Origin of the sequence: Paraburkholderia humisilvae, assembly GCF_902859855.1 — a bacterium.
In the GTDB taxonomy this organism is placed as follows: domain Bacteria; phylum Pseudomonadota; class Gammaproteobacteria; order Burkholderiales; family Burkholderiaceae; genus Paraburkholderia; species Paraburkholderia humisilvae.
The window spans coordinates 83,726-89,952 of record NZ_CADIKH010000031.1; the positions used below are offsets into that span (position 1 = coordinate 83,726).

Sequence of the window (6,227 nt, forward strand, 5' to 3'; positions counted from 1 at the left end):
ATCTATCACGATCCGCGCGAAATCCAATATTTCACGGTGAACAGCAACACCAGTGGCACGATGAAGGCCGCCGTCAGCGTGATCTTTCGAAGGCGCGCAGGGCCGAATCCTTCGCCTCGGCGATTGACCACAACCCTGTGTCTACCAACATCACCCAATCGGTTAGCAACCAGCGCCAGGTTCGACAGAAAGCGCTGACCGCCGGTAGCATCGGCATCGGCGACGCCCACACCGACTCGCACCGATACACGCTGACCTGACCACTCAACGGTACAGCGAAAATTCGACAGCAGGAACTTCAACGCGCTGCACAGGACTTCGTCGCCGCGAATCAGTTCACCTGCTGACAGCAAACCCGGTCCATAGGCGAATACGCGGTGAGCGATTTCGAAACGGGGTGGGAGACGAAAGAAGGGTGCCAACGACGACTCGGGGCGCGCCGTGAATCCGATATCCACGGAACGCTCTACGTTGCACGCTATTGAAATTATCGACAGTCCGCGAAACCGGGCTATCTGGGCACCGTAGCTTTTGGCAAGCGCGTCAAATGGGGGAACGGAAGTCATTTTTCTCATTGGAGTTGGCTGACTACACAAGTGTACCGCCTGTTGTCGACAGTACACGATTAGCGATCCAGCGTCGATATCGGACGTTCGAGGGGTCGCGGCGGCTCGGCCTTCGCTACGCGATGTTGCGGGACGGGTCCGGTGCATGGGGAATCCATTCCGCCCCTAGCCAGTCCCCGCTCAAAACGATTTGATGGATGCATTCGCGCAGGAGTTGTGTAGTACATCGAACCTGTCGGGAAGTCTGGCGGGCGAACGGCGCAGCTTGCGCCAATGCGATGGTGCGTGCGAACTCCGGCGCGTCGATAGGCGCTGCGCTCAGCTTGCAACGTTCCAGTTCGTCTCGAACCGCGATCCGGGGCAATACCGTCATACCGTAGCCTTGGACGACAAGGCTTTTCTGCACGGCGAGCGCGTGTGCTTCAGCGGCCACTGTGATCTCCACCCCTTCGACTGCGCAGGCGTGCTCGACGAGACTGCGGAGCCGATGGTGCGTGCCAGGCAAAATCAGCGGAGATTGCCCAAGTGCGGCCAACGGCACGGGCGTGTCCTCGGTGAATCGTTGCGACGCCAATCCAACGAGGCTGAGCGGCTCCGTCAACAGAGGTTCGATGTCGAGTGCACCGGCCGGCCAGGGATTGTAGAGCAACGCCGCGTCTATCTCGCCGATAACAAGCGCGTTAAGCAGCGGGTCCGAATAGTCGACCGAAAGTGATAGGCGAATGCGCGGGAAGGTTTCGACCATCGCCTTCAATAGCGCTCCCGCCACCATATCGCAGCTGCTGGGCAGCAGCCCGAGTCGGACCACGCCTGAAAGCTTCCCGGCCTCGTCCGGATGGATCTCCGCTCTCGCGATGTCAAGTTCGCGCAACGCCCGCCGCGCGCGCTCGACGAGAAGACTGCCGGCCTCGGTCAATTGCATCCCCTGGCGAGTGCGCAAGAAGAGCGCACTTGCGAGTTCCTCTTCGAGCAACCTGATTTGTCGCGTTACCGCTGGCTGCACGACATGAAGCAATTCGGACGCGCGCGTCACCGTTCCGGTGTCTACGACGGCGAGAAACGCTCTGATTTGCCGCATATCCATGTTCGCACACCCGCCTCGATCTATACCGCACCCTGATGTTGCCATCAGCATATGTTATTCGACTCGACCTTGCATCGACCTCTACTATGAGACCCAGCCGTGCGCTACAGCGGATTGCGGCACGGACGCTGCAGCAGGTGTGGGCAAATGAACGGAGAGACGTATGGCGGTAAAACCTAACCTGATTAACGGCGAATGGGTGAGCAGTGATGAATCGATCGCAAGCATCAACCCTTCGAACCTGAACGAATGTGTTGGCGTGTTCGCGCTCGCAAGCGAGGAACAAGCGAGACGGGCCGTTAGCGCGGCGCGTGAAGCGCTTGCGGCCTGGTCAGCCACGACAACGCAATTTCGCAGCGAGCTTCTGATGAAAACCGCGATGGAAATCGCCGTGCGTAGAGCGGAACTTGGTGAACTCGTGTCACGCGAAGCGGGGAAAACAAGAACGAGGGCGTCGCGGAAGTGGTGCGAGCCATGCAGATCTTCCAGTTCTTTTCCGGCGAAGCCGTTCGTTACGGCGGCGAAAACTTGCCGTCGGTTCGTCCAGGCGTCGGTGTGCAGACGAGTCGCGAGCCCGTGGGTGTGGTCGCGGTGATCACACCCTGGAATTTCCCGATTGCAATTGCAGCGTGGAAGCTCGCACCTGCGTTGGCGTTCGGAAACACGGTGGTGTTCAAGCCGTCGGAAGAAACGCCCGCCATCGCATGGGAATTGGTGAAGATTCTTGAGCGTAACGGGCTTCCTCGCGGGGTCGTAAACATGATCAATGCGCGCGGCGCAGTCGCGGGGCCAGCACTGACCGAAAAGGTCGATGCGATCAGTTTTACCGGAAGCCTGCGAACCGGGCGGCAGATCGCGAGTCAGGCGATCCCCAACATGACACGCATCCAGTTGGAGATGGGTGGAAAGAATCCGCTGGTTGTGCTCGATGATGCCGAGCTTGATGTCGCGGTGGAATGCGCGGTGAACGGTGCGTTCTTTGCCGCCGGGCAGCGTTGCACCGCGTCAAGCCGTCTGGTCGTCATGTCTGGCATATACGACCGTTTTGTGGAAGCGCTTGTAACGCGGATGCGCTCGTTAAAAGTCGGACCAGCGCTCGCTAGCGACACCGATATCGGCCCGGTCATTCACCAGCGGCAGCTCGACCTGGTTCAGCGCTACATCCAGCTCGGAAAAGACGAAGGCGCCGAACTGCTGGAGGGCGGGGATCGTGTCGAGGCACCCACGCCGGGATGCTTCATCAGACCGGCGTTGATGTTGGGTACCAATAGCATGCGCATTAATCGCGAGGAAGTCTTTGGTCCTTTCGCGTCAGTGATTCGCGCTTCCGACTATGACGAGGCACTCGCCATTGCCAACGACACGGATTACGGATTGTCCTCCGGAATCTGTACGAGTTCGCACAGGTTAGCCACCCACTTCCGTCTCAATGTGAAGAGTGGTCTGACGATGGTCAACTTGCCAACCGCCGGGCTCGATTACCACGTTCCGTTCGGTGGACGAAATGGATCGAGCTATGGACCGCGAGAACAGGGAAGGAGCGCCGTCGAATTCTATACGGTGGGCAAGACTGCCTACATTGGCTATCACTGAACGCCGGAATTCATGCGCTGATCTGTTCTCGTTGTGAGGAAATGGAAATGAACACAGAAAATATCGGGTTTATCGGTTTAGGCCGTATGGGCAAATCGATGGCTTCGAATCTGGTTAAAAAGGGATTCAGGCTGATGGTGATGGATCTGAATCCACGGGCTGTGACGGATCTTGTGAGGTTGGGGGCCCGCGCAAGTGGGGACGTGGCACAGCTCGCGCGCGATTGCACGATCGTCATCACGATGCTGCCGACGTCGGTCGAAGTCGAATCCGTGGCATTGGGCGCCGACGGCATCTTCGCCAATGCGATTGCGGGTACCGTGCTCATGGACATGAGCACCATTGCCCCGGTTGCTACAGATCGGCTCCAGCAGGAAGCCATCCGACACGGGATGTCCGTTGTCGACGCGCCCGTTGGCCGTCTTGCCGAACACGCGGATCGCGCGGAATCGCTATTTATGGTCGGCGCGAGTGACGCGGATTTCGCGCGGGTCAAACCGCTGCTCGATGCGATGGGCTCGACGGTCTATCACTGCGGCGCAGTGGGTACCGGCGGACGTACCAAGCTGGTGAACAACTATGTCGCGGTCACGCTGTGTCAGGTCAACGCGGAGGCGCTGGCGCTCTCGCAACGATTTGGCCTCGATCTGGCGAGCACGCTAAAGGTGCTCCTCGGGACCTCGGCCAATAATGGGCAGCTCCGGCTCAATTTTCCGAACAAGGTCCTGGCCGGCGATACCACGCCGGGTTTCACGATCGACCTCGCCCATAAGGACATGTCGCTCGTGCTGGCCGCGGCGCATGCGGCGAAGGTTCCGATGCCGGTTGCAGCGGCGGTGCACGAATCGTTCAGCGCTGCCCGCGCGAACGCATGCGGATCAATCGACTTCTCGGGCATTGCCGATGTGATTTGCGACCTGGCGAGGATCGAGCGCGCTCGAACGCCGTCTGGATGGTCACCGGATTGAAGATCGACAGGAATACCTTTGGGCATGGTCTTTTTGGGTCGGCCTCGAGCGCCAAGAACTCATTGCGCTTGCAAAAATGGATTAACCGCTTGCCGGGTTGCGAGAGATAAAACTGCAACCGCTATAGCTATGTAACGACCAAGCGGGTTTGCTTCAGCGGAAAGTATGCGAAACGTGGACTCTGTGTTTCCACGCACGGGCCATAAAAATGGGAAGGAGCGGTCATAATGTTAAAGGCGTCGGTTGCGTCGTGAACGTCGCTAAACGAAATGGAAGCCACGCTGTGGGGCACGCCGCACAGCGTGGCGCGATGACAGGTGTCAGTCAAACACTGCAGATATGGAAGATGCTAAAGGGACCTGAAGTGCCGGACGACCGAGCTCAAAGGAGTGAGTCACAACACGCGCAGTTCGATCCGGGGAAATCGAGTGCTCACCTGTCCGGGCAGGGAGAGCCCTGTCGATTCAAATCGGCCTATTCCAGCATCACGACGGCCAAGTGGTATCGTGCCGGGCCGATCGTGATCGCGAATATACAAGTGGGCGGTCCTGTTTCGCAGATCGAATTTCCCCATGAACACGGGTCTGACACCTCCCTGACGTTGATCATCGTTCGAAGTGGCGAGATGCTGATCGGGCAGGACGGACAAACGCTGTCTTTTGGACCTGGGGACGCCATTCTCATCGACTCGTCGCTCCGCTTTACCCAATTCTTCCGGAAATTGAGCCAAATCGCAGTGTTGCGTGTTCCGAAGCGGGCGTTATCCGAGCGCGGTATCGCTTCCCGATTTGTCACTGCCTGCCATCCGCTTCGGGAGGGTCCCGACGCCGCCTTGATCCGCGAATTCGTTCTGGCGTTCGCTTCACATATCGACAATGTGAGCGAAGTGCTAAGAACACGCATTGGCAGACAAATGCTTCCGGAATTGCTAGCAGTCTTGATTTACAGTACCGACGCGGCGAACAGGGGGCGCTCGGCCAAAGCCGTGGTGATGCGAGCGACGCAACTGATCGAGCGCCGTATTGGCGATCAGACACTCAGCGTAGAGGGCATGGCCGACGAACTGAATACCTCCATCAGTTCGTTGACGCGTGCATTCAGGCAGCTGGGTTTGTCGCCAATGCGCCATGTCTACGCGCTTCGACTCGAGCATGCGCGCAGGTTACTTGCCACCATACCTGGTTTGGCGATTGCCGAAATTGCTTGCCTGAATGGCTTTGCGAGTCCGGCGCACTTCAGCCGTATGTTCAAGAAGCAGCACGGAATGACGCCGCGTGAGTACCTTCTACACTGCAGATTGATCGCTGAAAAAGAGCTCGCTTAGACAGGTTAGTCAAACGCGACAGCGCAGGGCACGTCACCTCCGCGCCGATGCGGCGATCCATTTGCCAACCCACACCGGCTCGCCCGCATAACGCGTTGCGGCAGCTGGCGCTGGGCCCATTCCGGGAATTGCATCCATCAGAAGCTGGCCGGCCAGCTAACTTACGAATGGTAAGCCAGGCGGGGTAAGGTCACTTCATGGAATGGCTCGAATGTTTTCGCGGGAGATGAGGGTGATGGCATTTTTTAACCGGATAGAGCGTTAATGCCAAATCGTTGAAACAGGTAAAGAACTTTTAGCGCTTGAGGAACAACGCGGCGACGCGATTCGCAAAGCAGGCTAGCTCCAGCTCCGGAAGACGCCATTCGAACTCGGATGAAAAGAAGAAACCGGCATTTGCTGGCTTTACTTGCCTTAAAAGATGAGTCAGTTTCCGAAGAAAACCGGGTAAGCGTTAGCTGTTAATTAAAGGCCGGGCCGATACCTCATGCGCCACACCTTCTTCGTTAAATAAGCCTGCAATTCCGATATCTGAATTCTCTATTTTTGAATTAAGGTCAACTAATGCAAGTTATTTGAAAAGTGGAGCAGCTATGCGAGTCGTCGTTCTGGGCAGTGGCGTCGTCGGCGTGACGAGCGCCTATTATCTCGCCGGCGCGGGTCATGAAGTCACCGTGATCGATCGTGAAGCT

5 protein-coding genes and 1 pseudogene are annotated in these 6,227 nt (G+C 57.8%); 4 read left to right on the forward strand and 2 right to left on the reverse strand.

Features of this window, described 5'->3' with window-relative positions; genetic code table 11:
- Window positions 1–5: 5 nt before the first annotated feature.
- Window positions 6–566 (reverse strand): hypothetical protein, encoded by a 561-nt coding sequence (locus HV796_RS27105; protein WP_175229570.1) that lies wholly within the window; start codon window positions 564–566, stop codon window positions 6–8.
- A gap of 115 nt (window positions 567–681) precedes the next feature.
- Window positions 682–1,701, reverse strand: a complete 1,020-nt coding sequence (locus HV796_RS27110) for a LysR family transcriptional regulator (RefSeq protein WP_343052989.1) — start codon at window positions 1,699–1,701, stop codon at window positions 682–684.
- Window positions 1,702–1,813: 112 nt separating this feature from the next.
- Between HV796_RS27110 and HV796_RS27115 the strand changes: the two are divergent.
- From HV796_RS27115 to HV796_RS27130, 4 genes and pseudogenes are all read left to right on the forward strand, one after another.
- Window positions 1,814–3,243, forward strand: a pseudogene (locus HV796_RS27115) (aldehyde dehydrogenase family protein).
- A 47-nt stretch (window positions 3,244–3,290) separates the two neighbouring features.
- A complete protein-coding gene (locus tag HV796_RS27120) occupies window positions 3,291–4,211 on the forward strand; it encodes an NAD(P)-dependent oxidoreductase (protein ID WP_175229572.1) in 921 nt (306 codons plus the stop codon).
- 250 nt (window positions 4,212–4,461) lie between these two features.
- Window positions 4,462–5,535, forward strand: coding sequence for an AraC family transcriptional regulator (locus tag HV796_RS27125; protein ID WP_175229573.1), 1,074 nt, complete (start codon window positions 4,462–4,464; stop codon window positions 5,533–5,535).
- Between the two features lie 464 nt (window positions 5,536–5,999).
- The coding region (locus HV796_RS27130) for an FAD-dependent oxidoreductase (protein WP_175229586.1) at window positions 6,000–6,227 on the forward strand (228 nt) is incomplete at its 3' end.